The 18,128-nt window shown below is 62.9% G+C and carries 19 protein-coding genes and 2 pseudogenes; 9 read left to right on the top strand and 12 right to left on the bottom strand.

What is annotated here, in order from left to right:
* The first annotated feature begins 178 nt into the window (after positions 1-178).
* Complete coding sequence (locus NBT82_RS12280) at positions 179-2,263, top strand: outer membrane protein assembly factor BamB family protein (protein ID WP_251328405.1); 2,085 nt, start codon at positions 179-181, stop codon at positions 2,261-2,263.
* A gap of 536 nt (positions 2,264-2,799) precedes the next feature.
* On the opposite strand, the gene NBT82_RS12275 is transcribed toward NBT82_RS12280, so the two are convergent.
* Positions 2,800-2,955: a rubrerythrin-like domain-containing protein gene (locus NBT82_RS12275; RefSeq protein WP_251328404.1), complete on the bottom strand. Its 156-nt coding sequence runs from the start codon at positions 2,953-2,955 to the stop codon at positions 2,800-2,802.
* 209 nt (positions 2,956-3,164) lie between these two features.
* On the opposite strand from NBT82_RS12275, the gene NBT82_RS12270 reads away from it, so the two are divergent.
* Positions 3,165-3,794, top strand: a complete 630-nt coding sequence (locus tag NBT82_RS12270) for a class I SAM-dependent methyltransferase (protein ID WP_251328403.1) — start codon at positions 3,165-3,167, stop codon at positions 3,792-3,794.
* Between the two features lie 132 nt (positions 3,795-3,926).
* Here NBT82_RS12270 and NBT82_RS20215 read toward each other — a convergent pair.
* From NBT82_RS20215 to NBT82_RS12230, 7 genes and pseudogenes are all read right to left on the bottom strand, one after another.
* A pseudogene (locus tag NBT82_RS20215) lies at positions 3,927-4,440 on the bottom strand (beta/alpha barrel domain-containing protein); the annotation flags it as partial.
* A gap of 239 nt (positions 4,441-4,679) precedes the next feature.
* Complete coding sequence (locus tag NBT82_RS12260) at positions 4,680-5,198, bottom strand: thiol-disulfide oxidoreductase DCC family protein (protein ID WP_251328401.1); 519 nt, start codon at positions 5,196-5,198, stop codon at positions 4,680-4,682.
* Positions 5,195-5,589, bottom strand: a pseudogene (locus NBT82_RS20210) (2Fe-2S iron-sulfur cluster-binding protein). Before NBT82_RS20210 ends, NBT82_RS12260 begins: the two are co-directional and overlap by 4 nt.
* A gap of 48 nt (positions 5,590-5,637) precedes the next feature.
* On the bottom strand, positions 5,638-6,297 hold the full coding sequence (gene dps / locus NBT82_RS12245) for a DNA protection during starvation protein (RefSeq protein WP_251328400.1): 660 nt from the start codon (positions 6,295-6,297) through the stop codon (positions 5,638-5,640).
* Between the two features lie 186 nt (positions 6,298-6,483).
* Positions 6,484-7,200: a DUF2270 domain-containing protein gene (locus NBT82_RS12240; RefSeq protein WP_420191771.1), complete on the bottom strand. Its 717-nt coding sequence runs from the start codon at positions 7,198-7,200 to the stop codon at positions 6,484-6,486.
* A 75-nt stretch (positions 7,201-7,275) separates the two neighbouring features.
* Positions 7,276-7,761: a DUF6691 family protein gene (locus tag NBT82_RS12235; protein WP_251328399.1), complete on the bottom strand. Its 486-nt coding sequence runs from the start codon at positions 7,759-7,761 to the stop codon at positions 7,276-7,278.
* The gene (locus NBT82_RS12230; RefSeq protein WP_251328398.1) at positions 7,758-8,249 is read right to left on the bottom strand and encodes a YeeE/YedE family protein; all 492 of its coding nucleotides are present in this window, start codon (positions 8,247-8,249) and stop codon (positions 7,758-7,760) included. The genes NBT82_RS12235 and NBT82_RS12230 overlap by 4 nt, the downstream gene beginning before the upstream one ends.
* Positions 8,250-8,539: 290 nt before the next feature.
* On the opposite strand from NBT82_RS12230, the gene NBT82_RS12225 reads away from it, so the two are divergent.
* Positions 8,540-8,785 (top strand): sulfurtransferase TusA family protein, encoded by a 246-nt coding sequence (locus NBT82_RS12225; protein WP_251328397.1) that lies wholly within the window; start codon positions 8,540-8,542, stop codon positions 8,783-8,785.
* 9 nt (positions 8,786-8,794) lie between these two features.
* Positions 8,795-9,367 carry a DsrE/DsrF/DrsH-like family protein gene (locus tag NBT82_RS12220; protein ID WP_251328396.1) on the top strand — a complete coding sequence of 191 codons (573 nt, stop codon included), beginning with the start codon at positions 8,795-8,797 and terminating at the stop codon, positions 9,365-9,367.
* A gap of 291 nt (positions 9,368-9,658) precedes the next feature.
* Here NBT82_RS12220 and NBT82_RS12215 read toward each other — a convergent pair whose 3' ends face one another.
* On the bottom strand, positions 9,659-10,663 hold the full coding sequence (locus tag NBT82_RS12215) for an arsenic resistance protein (RefSeq protein ID WP_251328395.1): 1,005 nt from the start codon (positions 10,661-10,663) through the stop codon (positions 9,659-9,661).
* 257 nt (positions 10,664-10,920) lie between these two features.
* Positions 10,921-11,778, bottom strand: a complete 858-nt coding sequence (locus NBT82_RS12210; RefSeq protein WP_251328394.1) for a universal stress protein — start codon at positions 11,776-11,778, stop codon at positions 10,921-10,923.
* Between the two features lie 208 nt (positions 11,779-11,986).
* Here NBT82_RS12210 and NBT82_RS12205 point away from each other — a divergent pair, with 208 nt between their 5' ends.
* From NBT82_RS12205 to NBT82_RS12195, 3 genes are read left to right on the top strand one after another with little or no spacing between them, the layout of a single operon-like run.
* Positions 11,987-13,414, top strand: coding sequence for a cytochrome ubiquinol oxidase subunit I (locus tag NBT82_RS12205; RefSeq protein WP_251328393.1), 1,428 nt, complete (start codon positions 11,987-11,989; stop codon positions 13,412-13,414).
* Positions 13,407-14,408 carry a cytochrome d ubiquinol oxidase subunit II gene (gene cydB, locus NBT82_RS12200; RefSeq protein ID WP_251328392.1) on the top strand — a complete coding sequence of 334 codons (1,002 nt, stop codon included), beginning with the start codon at positions 13,407-13,409 and terminating at the stop codon, positions 14,406-14,408. The genes NBT82_RS12205 and cydB overlap by 8 nt, the downstream gene beginning before the upstream one ends.
* Before the next feature lie 2 nt (positions 14,409-14,410).
* On the top strand, positions 14,411-14,671 hold the full coding sequence (locus NBT82_RS12195) for a hypothetical protein (RefSeq protein ID WP_251328391.1): 261 nt from the start codon (positions 14,411-14,413) through the stop codon (positions 14,669-14,671).
* A gap of 550 nt (positions 14,672-15,221) precedes the next feature.
* Here NBT82_RS12195 and NBT82_RS12190 read toward each other — a convergent pair.
* Together NBT82_RS12190 and NBT82_RS12185 are read right to left on the bottom strand one after the other, a co-directional pair.
* A complete protein-coding gene (locus tag NBT82_RS12190) occupies positions 15,222-16,259 on the bottom strand; it encodes a sulfite exporter TauE/SafE family protein (protein ID WP_251328390.1) in 1,038 nt (345 codons plus the stop codon).
* On the bottom strand, positions 16,256-16,405 hold the full coding sequence (locus NBT82_RS12185) for a DUF7512 family protein (protein WP_251328389.1): 150 nt from the start codon (positions 16,403-16,405) through the stop codon (positions 16,256-16,258). The genes NBT82_RS12190 and NBT82_RS12185 overlap by 4 nt, the downstream gene beginning before the upstream one ends.
* Positions 16,406-16,742: 337 nt before the next feature.
* On the opposite strand from NBT82_RS12185, the gene NBT82_RS12180 reads away from it, so the two are divergent.
* Positions 16,743-16,985, top strand: coding sequence for a sulfurtransferase TusA family protein (locus NBT82_RS12180; protein WP_251328388.1), 243 nt, complete (start codon positions 16,743-16,745; stop codon positions 16,983-16,985).
* On the top strand, positions 16,982-18,127 hold the full coding sequence (locus NBT82_RS12175; RefSeq protein WP_251328387.1) for an NAD(P)/FAD-dependent oxidoreductase: 1,146 nt from the start codon (positions 16,982-16,984) through the stop codon (positions 18,125-18,127). The genes NBT82_RS12180 and NBT82_RS12175 overlap by 4 nt, the downstream gene beginning before the upstream one ends.
* Position 18,128 lies beyond the last annotated feature (1 nt).

Raw genomic sequence — 18,128 nt, 5'->3', positions numbered from 1 at the left:
CCCGTTCGAACAGCATTTATATGATCGCTCGTCGCCACTGTCCCGGTAGATGGAGTGGAGACGGACACCGCGTCGGGGATTCCTGCGGGTACTCGGTGGGGCCGGAGTCGCAGGAATCGCCGGGACGGCTCGCGTCAGCGCCACTCAACACTCGTCGATAAGGGGACCCGACCATCCGATGGCAGGCGTCGACGCGGCGAACTCCGGACGAAATCCCGCCGCGACCGGACCGGCAACAGGGATCAGCGAGCGGTGGTCCTGGGACGCCGACACCGGCTCGATCAGCCGCCCACCACGGGGGATCCACGTCGGTGCGGTGGTTGACGGGACGGTGTACGCCGGCTGTGGGGACGCCGGCGTGTATGCACTGGACGCGGCCGACGGTACCGTCCAGTGGGGGTTCGAGCCCGAGAGGAGCGTCTACGCAACGCCCGCGGTAGTCGGCGGGACGGTGTACGTCGGGTGCCAGGACGACCGGCTGTACGCACTCGACGCGGCCGACGGCACGCGCCAGTGGGTCTACCGGATGGTCGACAACGTGATGTCACCGACCGTCGCGGACGGCACCGTCTACGTCGGCTCACAGGAGGGCACGCTGTACGCGCTGGATGCGGCGTCGGGGCGCGAACGGTGGACACGCGACGTCGGCAGGGTGATGACCACGACACCGGCGGTCGCGGACGGTACCGTCTTCGTCGGCGGCCTCGACGGACACGTCACGGCACTGGATGCCGCCGACGGCACCGATCGGTGGACTTACGAGGCGGAGCGGCGGTTGTCGTCACCGGCAGTCGTCGACGGAACCGTCTTCGTCGGGACCGGCGACGAGCGGAGTGACGCGGGTACGGTGTCTGCGCTGGATGCCGCCGACGGTACCGAGCGGTGGGTCTCGGAGACCCGTGGAGGGATCCTCTCTTCCCCGGCAATCACGGACGAAACCGTCGTCGTCGGGAGCGCCGACACTGCCGTCTACGCACTGGACGCTACGAATGGCACCGAACGGTGGAGCCACGAGACGGGAGACGTGGTTGAGGCGTCGCCGGTCGTCGTCGACGGTATCGCCTACGTCGGGAGCAGGGACGGCACCATGTACGCCCTGACGGCGGCCGACGGCACCGAGCGGTGGACCTACGAGACGGAGCGTGGCATCGTCACCTCGCCGGCAGTGGTCGACAGCACTCTGTACGTCGGCAGCGGCGACAACTACGTGGTCGCGCTCACCGGGCAGCCGTCGACCGACGCGCGCCCGTCCGCCGCGCAGTTGGTTCTCGGGCCGGCGAGTGACCTCGTCGATCGGGAGGTGGGCGTTCTCACCGGCGGGGTGATCGCGACGCTGTCCGGACTGGGTGTGTGGCGCTATCGCCGTGCTCGTGGCAGGGACGGTGAGGGCCGGCCGGCCGATCCGGGCGATTTCGATGGTCTCGCACGGCCACTCTCCCTCGACTACGATCGGATCGACCGGGGCGACCGTCTCGGAAGTGGTGGTACCGCGGACGTGTATCGTGGGATCGTTCGACGCGACGACGGTGACGTGCCGATCGCGCTGAAAACGCCCCGGATGAGTGGGACGATCCACACCGAACGAGTCGAGCGACTCCTCGACGAAGCCGAAACCTGGGCCCGCCTCGCCGATCACGACCACATCGTGGGCGTCATCGACTGGGACGTCGAACCGATCCCCTGGATCGCCATGGAGTACATGGACGGCGGTCACCTGGGGGCCCGTTCCGGTACGCTCCCGTTCGATCAGGCACTGTGGACGGCGATCGCGGTGACGACGGCCGTCCGCCACGCCCACCGCCAGGGCGTCGCCCACCTCGACCTCAAGCCCGAGAACGTCCTGTTCCGTGAGGTGGAGGATGCCTGGGACGTCCCCAAGGTCGCCGACTGGGGCCTCTCGAAGCACCTGCTGGAACACTCCCAGAGCGTCGACGGACTCTCGCTGCCGTACGCCGCCCCAGAACAGTTCGACGACGAGTACGGTGGCACGGACGAACTGACCGACATCTACCAACTCGGGGCCGTCCTCTATGAACTGTTCGCTGGCCGGCCCCCGTTCGAGGGACAGTCCGCCGAGATCATGCACAAGACCCTGACCGAGACACCGGTACCCCCGAGCGAGCGTGACTCCGCGCTGCCGGCGGCACTCGACGACGTGTTGCTGACGGCCCTGGCCAGCGAGAAATCCGATCGCTACGAGTCGATCATCTACTTTCGGGATGCCCTACAGGAGCTGGATTCTTCGACGTCGTGGGGGCCGTGAATCGCCTGATCGACTTGTAGCCGGTTTCGATCACTCACCGGTAGCCATACTCGGAGAGGTGGCCGCTCCCCCGCTTCGCTCGGAACAGGAGACAGACATAACGGTCAGTGGCAGCCGTAGCTGTTCTGCTCAGACCGGGAAACAGTCCTCTTCGGCGTTATGGCCATGGTCCCCGACTCTCGCGGGCGTTCGCAATCCGCGAGAGAGCGACGACGTACGCGGCATCGTGCTACGTGCACCCGCGGGTTTCGAACTCCGCCTTCGCAGAGTCACGAACGCGATCGTGCTGTGCACGATACCCCTGGAACATCTCGACGGCCCATCGTCGTGTTCGAGTGGGATCGTCACCTCGTGGACCGCCGCGGGGCGGTTCAGCCGTTCGACGATGTTTTCGTCGATATCGAGGTAGGAGGCGGCTTTATTGAGTTGATGGCGGACGGTGGCAAGCGCAGTTTTCGGCGAAACCTCCGACGTGTCCGCTACACCGCCGGCTACCGAGGGTGGTTCCTGTGCCATCGTCCGTAACGTAAGTCCGGCTATTCGAGTGATTTCGAGCGGTTCTGGAACTCGCCGCCACACTCACAGGTCCCGGGATGGGACGTGGCCTCGACGATGCGACCACATTTGAGGCATTCGTATTTCGATGCGGACTCCAGATTGTTTTCACCCTCGATGTCTTGCCCGTGTGGCATACCAGTACTTTGGTGGGCTACGCATAAACATTAACTGTAATAGGTATATAAGGCCATACGATCAGATCGATCCCGAATGGGTCGACCCAATCGAGATACAACACGCTCAGGTACGACATCGGTAGTGGAGCGCTATCCGACGATTTTGCTGGCCGTGGACTCCGAACACCAGACCCACGTTAGTAGTGCTTGATAGACTATGTGTACGTATGCCAAACGTAGAGCCGTTCGAAGCCCACACCGACCGATACGAGGGATGGTTCGGCGAACACGACGCCGCCTACCAGTCCGAACTGGCTGCTTTGGATCGACTCGTACCAGCGACCGGACGCGGAATCGAGATCGGCGTCGGGAGCGCGCGGTTCGCCGCCCCGCTGGGAATGGACGTCGGGATCGACCCGGCTGAAGCGATGCTGGAATATGCTCGCGAGCGAGGAGTCGACGTGGTTAGAGGTGTCGCCGAGCATCTGCCGTTCCGGGACGACACCTTCGACACCGCGCTTATCGTGACGACGATTTGCTTTGTCGACGACATTGATCGAACGTTGACCGAAGCCGACCGGATCCTCTCGCAGTCAGGGCATCTCGTGATCGGCTACATAGACAAGGACAGCCCTGTCGGTCGAATCTATCAGGAAAAGAAAGAGCAGAATCCCTTCTACAGAGAGGCGACGTTCGTCTCGACCGAAGAACTCCTCGAGGCGCTCGAAGCCACCGGATTTTCCGACTTTGAGTTCGTACAAACGGTCTATCACTGGCTCGATGAGATCGACGGTCTCGAACCGATCGAAGAGGGCTACGGCGACGGATCGTTCGTCGGGATCAAGGCTAGTCGGTAGCGGCCGTCGACATCCACTCGGTGCGCCCAAACACACGCGCACAGCGTGTGGGTCTCGCTCGGCCCCTAGAGTCAATCAAGGGACTACACGAGGCGACCGACGACCGTCCTGCAATATCGGAGAATATTGTAGTCCATCGACGTCCCCTTCTGGTTGGGCGGCTTCCTGGAGGAGGTTCAAGTGGACTGCGGACGCATCGGCTTCGATCATCTCGACCGCGCGTTCGACCGTTTCGATGTCGTACTCCCGGAGTTGTGCCGCACCAAGATTCCCGTAGATGAACGCATCAGGCGCGGCATCGCGGACGGCGGTATACGATTTGAGCACGCTAGTCGTCGTGTTCGAGGCCAGCTCGCTGGCTTCCGAGCCCCATCGCGATGCCAGTGAGCTGGCGGCACGAGCCAACGCCCGATTGATTTCTGTGGTGTTTTCGTGCCCCCCGGTCATCCTCTCGATGAAGATTGGAGCGGGTAGCTTATGTCCCAGAGATTCGGTGGACGGATCGATAGCGTCGTAATCGAGTTCCGGGAGCGCGTTATGGACGAACTGAATGTCTTCGAAACCTGTGGTTTCGACGTCGCTCCTGTACGATCTGGATGTGGTCGTCTTTTCGATCTTCGGTCACCGATGTTCCCTGCCCTGTCATTAGCTGAACTTGCAAAAGGACACTGATAATTTGACTTTCGGCGTCGCTCTTGTGAAGCAGATTGTTGGTGAGGACTCACTCGACTGAGTGAATTCGGCAGATCGCTTCTCTCACCCTGTCTCGCTCCCGTTCTGGTGAGTCCGGACGCCGTGTAGAACTACGACAAGATCGCCCGACAGCTCGCCACCAACAATGTTCTACGCAAGAGCGATCGTTCAGAGACGTGTTTGCCGCAGTTTTCACACACTGGCATATCTGTCTCTCACCGCTGATCGGCGCAATTCCCCCGCCCCGAGGGTACTGTGAACATTCGGGGCGAAGTTATCATACTTCGCCGTTGCAGCGTCATTAAGTGAACGAGTGCCACTGAGATCAGCGGCGTATTGCGTCGAACCAACGGCTACGCGCACCGTGTCAGCGATACGCTCAAAGTCGTCTTCGAGAAGGTCCTGAACGAACGTCGGGAGACTGGCACGGTCACATGACTCATCGGCGGTAGCTCGATCAAGCCACATTTGGTCTGCAGTCACATCGACAAATACCAGTGTAAACGGTGGCTCGTCGAACTGAGCAGTGAAGAACTGCTGTGCAGCATCACCGTTCCACGCGAGGACACCGACTTTAGGGAGTCGCCGGAGTGCCGACGCTGCTGCCGAACAGAATGGACACCCCCTATCGAAGATGAGGACTGCTTCGTACGCTGGCTCCACGCGGTCTCGATCTGCTGTTTGGGTCGGCTGTAAGTCGTTTGTACTCATTGCTCCGTCTGGTCGTTCAATTTCGAGTTGCCTGGCGGTCGGTCGTTAACGGCTCTAAATTCGAGGAAATCGTCGTGCTGGTCAACGACAATGGTCGTGTCGGTTCGTGGCTTCGCAGTGCAGGGCAGAATATAGCCGGCCTCGTCGTCCTCGTCGTAGTACCGACGCGCGTTCGGGTGGACAACATCGCCGTCGACGAGGCGGGCAGCCAGGTTGTACACCAGCCCTGCTGGCAGTCGGCCGGCAGCCACACACCCGCCGAACGCGCGGCCGCGAGGATCGTCTCGTCCGCGCCGACTTCGAGATCGTACGTCACACCGCCCTCGTCCAGCGACGAGTCCTCGGGGACCACGATCGTGACGGTCCACGTTTCGTTCGACGACTGTGTCATAACAGGGGGGTAGGGTGGGAGTGGGGGTGGGAGCGTCGACTATTGAGGTCAGGCCGAGTCGTTGAACCGGTTGTTCGTCGAGTACGGCGCGTCGCCGGGTTCGCCGCGGGCGAAGTGGCCGGCCGGGTTGATCTCGTCGTCCCGTTCCTTGCTCAGTAGCTCGATGAACCAAGCTTCGTGGTCCATCTCCTCGTTGAGGATCCGCTGAGCCATGTCGTAGGTGCGTGGATCGGCACCACGGGTCATGTCACAGATCTCGCTCCAAGTCCGGATAGCACACCGCTCTGCCTCCAGCAGCACTTCCAGAATGTCCTCTACCTCCAACTCGGACGTGTCGAACTCGCCGCTGTCGTCCATCGGCGTCGGCACTTCAGCGTCGGGACAGGAGGCTCGATCCGCGAAATCGCGGATATCGTTCGGCAACGACCCTTCGAGTTCGTAGATCCGAGGCACGACAAGTTCGAAGTGTGCCCGATCTTCGAGACGCGCGTCTTCGGTGATCTCCTTGTAGTCTTCCTCGCCAGCGAGATGCATTCGCAGATTGGTGTAGTAGTAGTAGGTCGTGAACTCCGCACCGATGGCGTCGATCAGTTTTTCGCGGAGCTCCTCGGGATCGAGTCCGCGCTCACGGATTACCTCCATGCCGACTCGTTTGCTCGTGTCACCCGGTTCGACGGTTCCGGTGGCGTGGGATTTCTCTTCAGACATCGCATGTCGTACAAGGATGGGATTATACATCAGATTAGTTTTGTCCTGCGACAACTATAGTTTTGAATTCCGAAATGTGTTGTTGAGTGGTATGAGTGGAAAGGTCGAGTGTCAAAGTATCAACTAGCAGCGCTCGTCTTTATTCTCAGCACACGTCGATGAAGCGGGTCAGTCCGTCAGGAGCGTTCAGTTATTCCGCCGGAGGTTTTTTTCACGCAGTTCGTCGCTCGCGTGCCACACCCGAGGACGAAGGCCAAGGAGAATCGCACCGAGCATAAGGAGTCCAACTAATCCCGTGACGACGGCTCCTGGGATGATACCGACCCGAGCACTCGCGGGCCACGTATCGCCGGCAAACGCCGTAACGCGCAACAACCACGCTCCATTCAAAATAATGAAGAGCGGCAAGTACACCCGGCGGAGTCGATGGGCAATTGCCTCCTCCATCGTAATTTTGAGCGTCGGACGCGCGTAATCCGACGCAAGTTTCTGGCGCCACTGTTGATCCTCAAGCGATCGGTTTGGATCGAGACCAGGCGCCCAGACGTTTTGCTGGAGTGAACGAACCCGACTCCGCCAGATATCGTATGCCCGGTATCGGCGTGCCTCGATGCTGAGGAACAATCCCACCGCGGCGTTTCCGATGAGAATGACGTAATGTGGGTTTGTCTCGTTCGAGAACGCCCACGTCAGGATTGCTGCCATCAGCAGGACCGCCCAGTTGGTGGTACGATCGAGACGCTCGCGCCACAATTTCATACGGTGGAGTTCGCCGCGATAGAGATGTGCGAGCGCCGAACTCGGCCCCATCTCGACATCAAGGAGTCCCATACCGACACGCGCGTTCGGAGGGTCGTCACCGCCCCCCTCGGCTTTCGAGGCATCGTCGCCGTTTGAAGTCATAGCTCCGGATACTGACGCCGACTCAAAAAGTACTTTGAACCATGTGCAATACTCTCAACAATACTGTCCCGAAGGTCAGTCATCAGCCGTGATCGAATGAGAGGACTCGGTTTGACTCCGCGAGCGCAAGTAGCCTTGGATGTACGCACCGACGAACATCCCGGCAATGGCCCAGAGGATAGGGAGATTGCCGATGCCGAGGCTGGCATACGCCGCGCCGGGACAGATGCCGGACACGCCCCAGCCGACGCCGAAGACCACGCCGCCGATGGCGACGTTCCGATCCATCGAGCGAGTTCGTCGGCCATACTGATCGCTGGATAGCGGCGCCCGATCGAGGAAGTGAGTGGCAATATAGAAGCTCATCCCCGATACGACCGCGGCGCCACCCATAACGAGGATCAGGCCGAGGTCGTCGAACTGGAGGAAATCCAAGACGACCTCGGGTCGGGCCATCCCGCTGTACGCGAGGCCGAAGCCCTGGATCAGTCCGCCGAGGACCACCAACGGGAGGAACAGCGGATGCCGGTCGGTCGTGCTGCCGTCGGCATCCCGGCTCATGGCGTTACCCCCAGCGCGGCCACGACGGTCGCCGTGATGATGGCGACGCCGACGAAGAGGACGACGTTCACGAGCGAGGTGGTAGAGGCGGATCCGAGACCACAGACGCCGTGACCGGCGGTACAGCCCTTCCCGATGCGCGTCCCGATCCCGACGAGGACGCCGCCGCCGAACAGTCGCCACGGCTGGACGCTCGTGACGAAGGGGCCGGGATCGAGGACCAGTCCCCAGAGCGCCGCCCCCGCGACGATGCTGAAGGCGAAGACGACGCGCCAGTCGCGCGAGGCGATATACGACGGGCGGTTGAACCGTGGGACGTTCGAGACGTACGAGAGCGTGGTCTCGAGAAACGTGCTGTTCCCGGGAATGATAGCGGTCCCGAGGTAGATAACCGCGATACCTACGGCGACCATGACCCCGCCGACGAGATACTGGATCGTCCCGCGGGGGAAAAACGTCATTGCCGCCTCCAGCGCACCTTCGATCATGGCGCTCCCTCCGGCTCACCAGACGTGCGACACGGACCGATTCGCGTCCGAGCTGACTGCGTCATTCGCCTGCGTATTGTAGATATAGCGCAATAAACTCTCGGATGTTCCCCGGAGACCCACCAACTCAGACCCGGATTTAACGGGAGAATAAGCGTTTCAGCGCCGTATAACGCACTTCTCTCACACTCGATCGCCGCCGAGGCCACACCTATGCGTGCAAGTATTGGGCATTATATCGATAACCTTATACGCCTCTCACCGGTATTGAACGGTGAGGAAGATCACAGATGAGCTCGAACATCGACGTGACGGAGACACTGGACGTGACGGGGCAGAACTGCCCGATGCCGGTGATCAAAACCAAAGGCGCCGTGGACGAGCTGTCCCCGGGCGACGTTCTCGAGGTCATCGCGACCGATTCGGGAAGCATGAGCGACATCAAGGGCTGGGCCGAGTCCACCGACGGTGTCGAACTCGTTGAGCAGGTCGAGGGCGACGGGACCTACACGCACTACGTGCGGAAGACGGAGTAAGTTCCCACGATGAGCACGGAGACACCCTCACAGCCAGACACGCCGTCGGCCGACGAGCTCCGCACCCGGATCGATGATCTGGAGGCGGAGCTCGCGGATCTCCGGAGCGAAGTCGAAGACGGCCCGAAGAAGATGGTGATCATCGCGACGAAGGGGACACTCGACATGGCGTATCCGCCGCTCATCCTCGCGTCGACGGCGGCCGCCTTCGACTACGACGTCACCGTCTTCCACACGTTCTGGGGGCTCGAGATCCTCCACGAGGAACACGCCTCGAACCTGAAGCTGAGTTCGGTCGGTAACCCCAACATGCCGATGCCGAACGTGCTCGCAGCGTTGCCAGGGATGGACGAGATGACGACCCGGATGATGCGCAAGCGCATCGCCGACAACGACGTCGCCTCGATCGAAGAGCTCGTCCAACTGTCACTCGACAGCGGCGTCGAGCTACAGGCGTGTCAGATGACCATCGACCTCCTCGGCTACGACGAGGAGGACTTCTTCGACGGCGTCACTGTCGGCGTCGGCGCCGCCACCGCGTTCCAGGAGATGGCCGAGGCCGACATCCAGCTGCTCGTCTGAGCGGTATCGTAGTCTCGTTTCTTCGGAGCCGACGTATCGGAGCCGAGCGCACGCGGTTTCTCTCGTCGTCGTGAGACCAGCGCTGTTACCGTCGCGGACAGGAGTGTGATCGAACTGGATCCACCGGCGCATTGAATCCGCGTCCGTCTACGCTCGTCGCCGCGACGCCGAACGCGGACTCGACGGAAGTGGTCTGGCGGGGCGCGGGGGGACCAACCACGCCCGATCGGTGGTAGCAGGGAGCGAAGCCTAACCGTTTCGTTGTCGGAGGACAACTCCGTGCCCGATAGGTCAGATCACCGCCCTGATCACCTCGCGGACCGTTCGTCCCGTCCCGACCACGTCGCGGCGGTAGTGCATGTAAACGGCGCCAAGCGGTGGCTGGACGAGATACGCGAGCGCGATGGGGAGGACGGCCTCGGTCGGCGGAAAGCCGGGGGCGACGACGAGCGCCACCCCGATGGAGAGGTTGCGCATGCTGGTAGCGTACACCAGCGCGGTTGAGCGTTCGGCGTCGAGGAGTGCGCCACCCAGTCCCGCCCCGACGGCGAGGATGATGGCATAGAAGACGACGAGCGGAACGACGGTACTGGCGGAGCCGATCGGATCGGCCAGGATCGCCGTCGAGCGCATCGTCATCGCGATGAAGACGATGAGCATGACACCGAACGAACTCACCCCGCCAAAGGTGGGTTTCATGCGCTTGAACGACTCGGGACCGTACCGACGGAGCAGCAGTCGGCGAGTAAGCGTGCCGGCGACCATGGGCGTCACGATCACGACCGCGAGTTGTCGGTACAGGGCTGCCGGATCGACCCCGACGTTCCCCGGGACGAGCATCGAGAGGTACGCCGGGAGAATGAGGAGGGCGAGCAACAGGTTGGCCGCCATCGCGACGAGGGCGGATTCGAGGTCACCCTTGGCGAGCCCCGTCCAGGCGGCGGTCATGCCGGACGTCGGGATGAGGGCGACGAGATACAGGCCGATAGCGTACTCGATGGCACCGGCGAAAAAGAGCCGCGAGAGCCCGACTGCGAGCAGGGGCGCGACCAAGAAGTTGATCAGTAGGCTCAGCGACACCGGTTTCGCATGTCCGCGGACGTTGAGAATCTCCCGGAGGTCGATGTTGATCATCATCGGGTAGATCATCAAGAACAGGACGGGCACGACGGCGGCCTTCAGCAGATCCTTCGTCTCGGGGCCGGCGACCTGCCCGAACGCGAGTCCGGCGGCGAGCGAACCGATGACCACGTAGATCAGGTGCGCCTTGATCCCGGCGAGTACTCGCTGGATCATCGTCCCCCGTGCGTCCACGGTGTGGCGTAGCGCGACCGGCGCGGGGCGTCGGGGCGCCGGGATCAATCGCCTCGGATAGTATTGTGTTTTTCATACACAATTATTGGGCAATCAGATCGTATAACCATATCTCTGTCGTGGGCCAACTCGCCACGGCGGTCGCCGTCAGCCGGGCTATCGATTCGACTCCGGAGAGTCAGTCTTAGGACGCGTCGAACGGAACAGTCCCGCCACGGGTCAGAACCCCGGACCGCGTCTCAGCGCGGTGTCGACGACTCGGGCGGAACCAGCAAGACGTTGTTGCGTCCGCGGGCGACGACCGATTCGGACGTGCTCCCGAGGAGGAGTCGACGGAGTCGGCTCTGGCCTCGCGACCCGAGTACCGTCACCGTTGCCCCAACTTCCGCCTCCATGGTGAGAATTTCGTCGACGACCCCGCCGCTCCGGACGGCCGTCGAGACGTCGATGCCCATGGTCGTCTTGAGTTCGTCGGCGAGATCGGCCAACCGGTCGCGGGCCGTGGCTTCGGATTCCTCGGCCGCCCGTTGTTCGCGGCTCCGGACGTGCAAAAGAGTCACACGCTGCGTCGCACCGTGCAGTCGCGGGATGAAGCCGAAGGCCCGTCCAGCGTTCCCCGAGAAGTCCGTCGCGAAGAGAACGTCCTGAAACAGGTGCTCTTTCACCACCGAGTGCGTGGAGTCCTCCGCCGCGATGCGTTCGATCAGTAGCGGTCGCACGGCGGTCCGGGCGACGTTGCGTGCCGTGCTCCCGATCAGCCGGGCTTCGAGGGGGCTCTGGCCGCGAGAACCGATGACGATCATGTCTGCGTCGAGTCGCTCGGCGAACCCGTTGATGCGTCGGTGTGGCGTCCCGCGGGCGACGTGTGTCTCGACGGTGAAGCCCGCGGATTCGAACACCTCGCGTTGCGTCCGGAGGGCATCGTGCCGGTTCGAGGCGACGTCCATTCCGGGCAAACCGGTGGAGACGTTGTCCGGGACGACGGTCACGAGATGAACCTCCGTGACGCCGATGTTCTCCAGACAGTCGAGACACGTTCGTGATTGGATGGCGGCTTCGTTCGCGTCCGAGAGGTCCGTGGCAAACACGATGCGCATGGTTCCCAGTTCGCGTTGCTAACATTAATATTGTGCGATAATTCCAATTTTCCGAAGCAGAACTGCGCCGGTAGACCCCCCGTCGAGCAGGGCGCCGTCCCCGGACCGGGGCGGGTTGTCCCTCGACAACCGAGGAGGGAGGGTCGTCGGTGCCGTACGTAGTGGTGAACAGCACACACCGAACGCGCCGTTCAAGAGGAGACACAACATGGTCGATCCAGTCATCGCAAGCCGTGTACAGTTCGCCCTCACCACCATCGTCCACATCATCTTTCCCGTGATGAGCATGGGCCTCGCGCCCTTCCTCGTTTACTTCACGTGGAGAGAAGTTCGAGGAAGCGAGGCCGTATACGAACAGCTCAGGCGGTTCTGGACGAAGATCTTCGCCGTCAGCTTCGTCGTCGGGACGGTGACGGGCATCGTCCTCGAGTTCGAGTTCGGCACCAACTTCGCCGCCTTCTCCACGTTTGCGGGGGAGTTGTTTGGTGGTCCGCTGGCGACCGAGGGGATGATGGCGTTCATGCTTGAGGCGACGTTCCTCGGCATCTTCGTCTTCGGGCGCGAACGCGTCTCCGATCGGCTGTACTTCGTCTCCAGTCTCGCCGTCGCCGCGGGCACGTGGCTCTCAGCTGTCTGGATTCTCATCGCGAACTCGTGGATGCAACTCCCGCGCGGGTACGAACTCGTTGAGCGCGGGGGGCAGACGGTCGTCCACCTCACCGACCCACTTGCTGCGTATCTGAACCCGCGGTTCATGTTCATGTACGTCCACATGCAGAACGCCGCGGTCGAGTCGGTCGCGCTCTTCATGGCCGGAGTCGCGGCGTACCACATTTTCAAGCACTACGTCTGGGGCTATTCGGTGCAGGAGGTCGACTTCTGGGAGAAGACGCTGAAGATCGCGATCGTCGCCCTCCTCATCACCGCGCCGCTGCAGGTGCTGCACGGCGATATGTACGCCCGGCACGTCCACGAGACGCAACCACAGAAGTTCGCCGCGATGGAGGCCGTCTGGGAGACCGACTCGTACGTGCCGGAGTACCTCATCGCCTTCCCCACGAGCCTTGATGATATTACGAACCCACGCGCGAAAGAACTGTTTGGCCTCGGCATCCCAGGCGGAGCATCGTGGCTCGCCAGCGGGGGTGATCCACAGGCCACTATACGCGGGTTGAACTCCTTCGACACCGAAGCGCCTCCGGTCGCCATCGTCTTCTGGTCGTTCCGGGCGATGGTCGGCCTCGGCTTCTGGTTCATCCTGCTCGCGTTCTGGGGCGGATACCGGTGGTGGCGCGGCGAACTCCTCGAGGACGACCTGCTCCACAAAGCGCTGATGGGCTCCAGTCTCCTCGGTATCCTCGCCGTCGAACTCGGCTGGGTCGTCACCGAGGTGGGACGACAGCCGTGGGTTGTCCAGGGTGTGCTGAAGACGGCCGACGGCGTCTCCCCCGGGCTGACCGGGACCGAAGCGACGATCACGCTCGCGGGGTTCGTCATGGCGTACGCGAGCCTGCTCGCACTCTACAGCTACGTCGTCGCACGGATCATCCGGGCCGGCCCACCCAGCACCGAGGAACTACGGACGTTCGTGACCGAGGCTGACGAGCCGACTGCGGGGGCGCCCGGCGATGACTGACTACGGTGCCTTCGCCGCCGGTCCGCTGTTCGGACTTCCGCTCCCGGAGCTGTGGTTCGCGCTCGTGTTTGCTATCCTCGGGACCTTCCTCTTTCTGGACGGGTTCGACTTCGGCGCCGGCGCGCTCTTCGCCACCCGCGAGGACGACGAGGAGCGCGAGACGATCCTCGCGGCTATTGGGCCGTTCTGGGACGGCAACGAGGTGTGGCTCGTCGTCTTCGGCGGAGCACTCTTCGCCGCGTTCCCGGCAGTGTACGCCAACCTGTTCAGCCGGAACTACCTCCTGTTGTTCGGCGTGCTCGCCGCGCTCATCTTGCGAGGGCTGGCCCCCGAGATGTACGAACAGCGCCACGATACCGCGTGGCAGCGGTGGTGGGGTCGGTCGTTCGTCACCGGGAGCGTCCTCGCCCCCTTCCTTCTCGGTGTGTTCACCGCAAACTGGCTCACGGGATCCGGTGCGCTCTTGACCCCCGCGGGCGTCGCCGTCGGCTTGGCACTCGTTGCGCTCACCGTCGTCTCCGGGGCCGCCTTCCTGCGGGTAAAAACGACCGGATCGCTGCGAGAGGATGTCCGCCAAACGGGCGAGCGTGCCCTCGTCGCCTATCTCGGACTGGTTGTCGTGGCGCTTGGGTTGGTCGCCCTGTCGACGCCGCGGCTCGCGGCGGCCGTGACGACGCCGCCGGTGCTCGTGCTGGTCGCCACGTCGGTCGGCCTCGGCGCCGGCTACATGGCCGCGCTTCGGACCGGCCGTGACCTACTCGCCCTCGTCGCGAGCGGGCTGTTGACCTACGGACTCGTCGCCGTCGTCGCGCTGCTGCTCTACCCGCTCGTCGATCCCGGCTCGGGGCTGTCGATCTCCGAGGCAATCATCGCTCCCCTCGCGTTGAACATCATGTCGGTCGCCTCGGCGCTCCTGTTGCCGCTCGTCGTGACGTACTTCGTCGTCCTGTACAGCGCGTTCAGTGGGCCGGTACAGCCGACGGAGTCGTACTAACCGTGCCGACCGACGATGCGGACGCCGGGTCGGCTGCAGCGTCCACCGGATCACGCCCCGACACGCGACTCCTGTCGCGGATCGTCGTGGCGTGGGTCGAACTAACGCTCGTTGGCTTCGTCGGGGCCGCACTCGCGAGCGCGACGAGCGGCCCGCCACGCTTCGTCGTCTTCTTCGGGACGACGCTGCTGACCGTCGGCGTCCTGTTTTACAACCTGGATCGACACGTCACGGCGCGGCTGGCCGCGAGCGACGGGGGATGACGGGCGGTCACCGCAACGCGGCCGCCTCCTCTCGACCCGCGCGAACCGTTTGGCGGCGGTGTGTTGATCGACGATCCGGACCCGTGGCGTTCGACGGAGTGCAGGATTCCCCGATTGAGACCCGTCAGGGTCCGTTCTTCCCACGGCGATCGGTCGGTTGCCGTGTCTATAGTAGCGTTTGGAACTGTTCGCACACCTGATCGCAGGATGCCGTGCGATCAGGTGTGCGGTGACTTACAAACGCTACTATAGCTCAAGACGGGCGGCTATCTTCGGAAGGACATTGTCCCGATCCGTGCCGCCGAGATCCGGCTCCCAATCTCGGTCCCCGCGTCCCAGCCGTTGCACGGCACAGAGGGGTGCCGAATTCCTCCGATCTCCAGTCCACGTCCGAAACAATCGAGACGGCGTCCCACTGCAGGCCGAGTCTCGGACCAGTCGTGCTCCGGCTGCACGAGTGGCATTTTCAGAACGAGTTCGTCGGGAACTCGACTACCGGTGGTGTGGGCCAGCGACGACCGACAGGGGGCGTCGGATCGTGACAGACACGTCAGTCGCTCGTCGACGTGACGGCTTCCGGTTCGGCCTCGGTCCGAAGTTCACGGATGCTGCTGAGGACCACGGCACCGGCGACGAGGAGCGCCGCGCCGACGATGACGACCAAGCTGACCACGTTGAGCACGTCGATCCCGAGGAAGTTCCCGATCTGTCGGATCGCGACAGCGAGGGCACCGAGAAGGAGCATCACGCCGAAGTAGATCTTGATTCCGTCCTCGTCGACGAGGCTCGTCGCGGCGGCGCCCATGCGAGCGCCGAGGGCGCTCCCGGCGAGAAGTGGCGCCACGATGGAGAGATCGACCGCCCCGGACTGCGCGTAGAGGAACGACCCGATGCCGCCGGAGAAGACGATTTCGAAGAGGTCGGTGCCGACGGCGACGGGGACGGGGACGCCGATGGCGTAGAAGAGCGCGGGCATACGGATGAAGCCGCCACCCACGCCCAGGAAGCCGGAGAGCAGGCCAGTGAAGAAGGCGACGAGAAGCACCATCCACAACGAGACGGTGATACCGCCTCGCAGCGAGATCATCGGCGGGATGCGATACGACTGAATCCGCTTCGCGATGTCGGGAATGTCGTGGTCGTCACCGTCGGCGTCCTCGACATCGTGACTGAGGCCACCGTCCCCGTCACGGAGCGCCTCGCGAGTGACGAAGACGCCGATACCGCCCAGCAGGGCAACGTACGCGACGCTCACGACGCTGTCGGCGAGACCGATGTGCTGGAGATACTCCAGCCCGAGTTTCCCGACTTCGATGCCGAGGGTCGTGCCGACGATCATCGACACGCCGAGTTTGTAGTCGACCTGCCCCAGGTCGCGGTGTTTCAGGGTGGCGATGACGCTCGTCCCGAAGACGAAGGCCAGTCCGGACCCGACCGCGACGTTCGGTTCGTACCCCATCACCAGGAGGGCAGGGGTAACGAGGAAGGACCCGCCCATCCCGAAGAAGCCGAACAGGATGCCGATGAGGAGGCCGAAGCCGGCGAACATCCCGAGCAACGCGACGCTGATACCGAGTAGTTCCATCATTTCCCCCGGAGCATTCCGACCACGTACAGTCCTGTGAGTCGTTCGAGTGCCCCGTATCCCAGATAGAGGATCGCGGCCTCGACTAACACGAGACCGACGAGTACGGCGGCCTGTGCGTTCCCCGAGAGCGTCTCGATTCCGAACATCACCGATCACCTCGATTCGATGTGGCGTTCATCGTAGGTTCCTGCACACTCGCCAGTAGAGCGCTGGCGTAGATAATAGTTTTGGGAGTAATGGACAATACTATATTTTCCTAACGAACGAGTGGCGATAAGTAAGCTACTAATAAGTTATATTGCTCTCGACCAGTTCGAAAGATATCTCCCGGTTTTATGCCCATTCACGGCTCAGAAACCGGTATTAAAGGAGAAAATCGATTCGCCTGTGACCGCACGCGCCCCCGAGAATATATAAAACCGGCCGAAAAGTTGTCTTGCGACAAACGCACACATAATACTGCTCGGCTACCTACACCGAACCATGTCCGAAACTGACGAGCGAGCGGATGTCACGGTCGATGCGGTCGGCTCGTCCTGCCCCGGTCCACTGATGGACCTCATCGGCAAGATGAAATCGGTCGAGTCGGGGACGGTCGTCGAACTCCTCAGTTCGAACGAGGGGACCGAGAAGGACCTCACCGAGTGGACCGAACAGTCGGGGCACGAACTGGTCGACATCGTCGATCACGGTGACCACCAGTCGTACTACGTCCGAAAACGATGACCGAACGCATCGTGATCGTCGGGGCGGGCACGGGTGGTATCGTCCTCGCAAACAACTTGGCTGAGGAACTCGCGACGGAGATCGACGCGGGGGACATCGAAGTACAACTCGTCAACGACGGCGAGGATCACGTCTACAAGCCGACATGGCTGTACGTCCCCTTCGGGGAGAAGACGCTCGCCGACGCGACCCGACCGCTCGTCGATCTCGTCGACGACCGGATCGATCTGACTATCGACCGAGTTGACGGAGTCGACACCGACGACAAGACCGTCTCGCTCGCGGGGGCAGGTGTCGACGAGTCGTACGACCACCTCGTGCTCGCGATGGGCGCACAGGTGACGCCCGAGGAGACCCCCGGACTGGCGGAGGGTGGACACCACTTCTACGGACCGGAGGGCGCCGCAGCGCTCCGCGACGAACTCGCCGAGTTCACCGAGGGGCATCTCGTCGTCTCCGTCGTCGGCGTCCCACATATGTGTCCGGTCGCGCCGCTCGAGTTCGCGCTGATGGCCGACGCTTGGTTCCGTGATCGTGGCCTGCGCGAGGACGTGGATATCACGTACACCTATCCGATCGGTCGCGCCCACGGCATCGAGTCGGTCGCCGAGTGGGCGGGACCACTCATGGACGGCCGTGATGTCGAGGTGGAGACGTTCTTCAACGCCGAGCGGGTCGACCCCGATACGAAGACGATCCACACAGTCGAAGGACGGGAACTGGACTACGACCTGCTCGTCGCTATTCCGCCTCACGACGGGAGCGATCTGGTGCGGGAGGCGGGCCTCGGCGACGACGGGTGGGTCGACGTCGACCCGAACACGCTCGAAGCGCGCGGCGCCGACGACGTCTACGCGCTCGGCGACGTGGCGGATCTCCCGACGAGCAAGGCCGGGAGCGCCGCCCACTACGCGGCCGGGGCGCTTGCGGACCGGCTCGCGAGCATCGCCCGCGGCGAACGTCCGACCGCCGAGTACGACGGCAAGACCGTCTGTTTCATCGAGAGCGGGACGGACGAGGCGACGTATATCGCCTTCGACTACGAGGAGTCGCCCACGCCGAAACCCCCCTCGAAGCTCATCCACTGGTCGAAGCTCGGCTACAACCGCTCGTACTGGCTCACTGCCCGCGGGGTGTTGTGAG

Origin of the sequence: Haloplanus sp. HW8-1, assembly GCF_023703795.1 — an archaeon.
GTDB lineage: Archaea > Halobacteriota > Halobacteria > Halobacteriales > Haloferacaceae > Haloplanus > Haloplanus pelagicus.
The sequence above is the reverse complement of the archived record's forward strand: the minus strand, read 5'-3'. Positions and strand labels throughout refer to the sequence as shown.

What these genes read in the sequence shown, in the direction of transcription:
- NBT82_RS12280 (WP_251328405.1), top strand. Translation starts at nt 179, where the DNA reads ATGGCAGGCGTCGACGCGGCGAACTCCGGACGAAATCCCGCCGCGACC.
- NBT82_RS12275 (WP_251328404.1), bottom strand. Translation starts at nt 2,955, where the DNA reads ATGCCACACGGGCAAGACATCGAGGGTGAAAACAATCTGGAGTCCGCA.
- NBT82_RS12270 (WP_251328403.1), top strand. Translation starts at nt 3,165, where the DNA reads ATGCCAAACGTAGAGCCGTTCGAAGCCCACACCGACCGATACGAGGGA.
- NBT82_RS12260 (WP_251328401.1), bottom strand. Translation starts at nt 5,198, where the DNA reads ATGAGTACAAACGACTTACAGCCGACCCAAACAGCAGATCGAGACCGC.
- dps (WP_251328400.1), bottom strand. Translation starts at nt 6,297, where the DNA reads ATGTCTGAAGAGAAATCCCACGCCACCGGAACCGTCGAACCGGGTGAC.
- NBT82_RS12240 (WP_420191771.1), bottom strand. Translation starts at nt 7,200, where the DNA reads ATGACTTCAAACGGCGACGATGCCTCGAAAGCCGAGGGGGGCGGTGAC.
- NBT82_RS12235 (WP_251328399.1), bottom strand. Translation starts at nt 7,761, where the DNA reads ATGAGCCGGGATGCCGACGGCAGCACGACCGACCGGCATCCGCTGTTC.
- NBT82_RS12230 (WP_251328398.1), bottom strand. Translation starts at nt 8,249, where the DNA reads ATGATCGAAGGTGCGCTGGAGGCGGCAATGACGTTTTTCCCCCGCGGG.
- NBT82_RS12225 (WP_251328397.1), top strand. Translation starts at nt 8,540, where the DNA reads ATGAGCTCGAACATCGACGTGACGGAGACACTGGACGTGACGGGGCAG.
- NBT82_RS12220 (WP_251328396.1), top strand. Translation starts at nt 8,795, where the DNA reads ATGAGCACGGAGACACCCTCACAGCCAGACACGCCGTCGGCCGACGAG.
- NBT82_RS12215 (WP_251328395.1), bottom strand. Translation starts at nt 10,663, where the DNA reads ATGATCCAGCGAGTACTCGCCGGGATCAAGGCGCACCTGATCTACGTG.
- NBT82_RS12210 (WP_251328394.1), bottom strand. Translation starts at nt 11,778, where the DNA reads ATGCGCATCGTGTTTGCCACGGACCTCTCGGACGCGAACGAAGCCGCC.
- NBT82_RS12205 (WP_251328393.1), top strand. Translation starts at nt 11,987, where the DNA reads ATGGTCGATCCAGTCATCGCAAGCCGTGTACAGTTCGCCCTCACCACC.
- cydB (WP_251328392.1), top strand. Translation starts at nt 13,407, where the DNA reads ATGACTGACTACGGTGCCTTCGCCGCCGGTCCGCTGTTCGGACTTCCG.
- NBT82_RS12190 (WP_251328390.1), bottom strand. Translation starts at nt 16,259, where the DNA reads ATGATGGAACTACTCGGTATCAGCGTCGCGTTGCTCGGGATGTTCGCC.
- NBT82_RS12185 (WP_251328389.1), bottom strand. Translation starts at nt 16,405, where the DNA reads ATGTTCGGAATCGAGACGCTCTCGGGGAACGCACAGGCCGCCGTACTC.
- NBT82_RS12180 (WP_251328388.1), top strand. Translation starts at nt 16,743, where the DNA reads ATGTCCGAAACTGACGAGCGAGCGGATGTCACGGTCGATGCGGTCGGC.
- NBT82_RS12175 (WP_251328387.1), top strand. Translation starts at nt 16,982, where the DNA reads ATGACCGAACGCATCGTGATCGTCGGGGCGGGCACGGGTGGTATCGTC.